Annotated in this window: 1 protein-coding gene; it reads left to right on the top strand. The window is 63.8% G+C overall.

The features are described 5' to 3' along the window. Positions 1–564: 564 nt before the first annotated feature. Positions 565–921: DNA-directed RNA polymerase subunit alpha (locus IE277_RS46730; RefSeq protein WP_506005358.1), on the top strand; the 357-nt coding region annotated here is incomplete at its 3' end.

The raw sequence follows: 921 nt of genomic DNA on the forward strand, positions 1-921 counted from the left end.
TCAAACGACCCGAGACACTCGTCGCTCTGCGTAATGGCCGACGATAAGGAACAAGCTGAGTGCCTGTTTCTGAACCTCGAATCCGCACTTCAAGAGCCTTCAGTCTGAAATGGGGGCTTTGTGTAAACGTTCGGCGAGTGGTCACCGTGACCGTTTCCCCGAACGGAAACCGGCCGCCCGCGCCGACGCGGAGCGGCCCACCGGGCCGCAAACACCGAGCGTCAGATTGAGCCCCAACGGTGAAATTGCGTCCAGTTGAGTGAAAGCATCATCAGGCGTCGTCCTGCCTCGGTGTGAGGCGGTTCCGGAAGTGGAAGAGTGACTCATGACCGTGTTTCTCCGTTCAGTGGACACACGGGAAGGTGGTGGGAGCCCTCTCGCGAGAGGGCTCCCACCTTTATGCCGTCCTGGTGGTTGTCCGTGATGGCGGGCAGCACCTGCGAATGACACCCGACGTGCGGCGCCGCCTGATCGTCTGCCGCTGACCGGACCACCGCGCTCAGCCGGCTCTCTCGCCTGACACACCCCGAGCATTCGCTTGCCTGATCCTGGAGGCCATACCTCGTGCTGATCGCTCAGCGTCCTTCGTTGACCGAAGAGGTCGTCGACGAGTTCCGCTCCCGGTTCGTGATCGAGCCGCTGGAGCCGGGCTTCGGCTACACCCTCGGCAACTCCCTGCGCCGTACCCTCCTGTCGTCGATCCCCGGCGCTGCTGTCACCAGCATCCGCGTCGACGGTGTCCTGCACGAGTTCACCACCGTGCCGGGCGTCAAGGAGGACGTCACCGACCTGATCCTCAACATCAAGCAGCTGGTCGTCTCCTCGGAGCACGACGAGCCGGTCGTGATGTACCTGCGCAAACAGGGCCCGGGTCTGGTCACCGCCGCCGACATCGCGCCCCCGGCCGGTGTCGAGGTGCAC

It is taken from the genome of Streptomyces alanosinicus (assembly GCF_014650595.1).
In the GTDB taxonomy this organism is placed as follows: Bacteria; Actinomycetota; Actinomycetes; order Streptomycetales; family Streptomycetaceae; genus Streptomyces; species Streptomyces alanosinicus.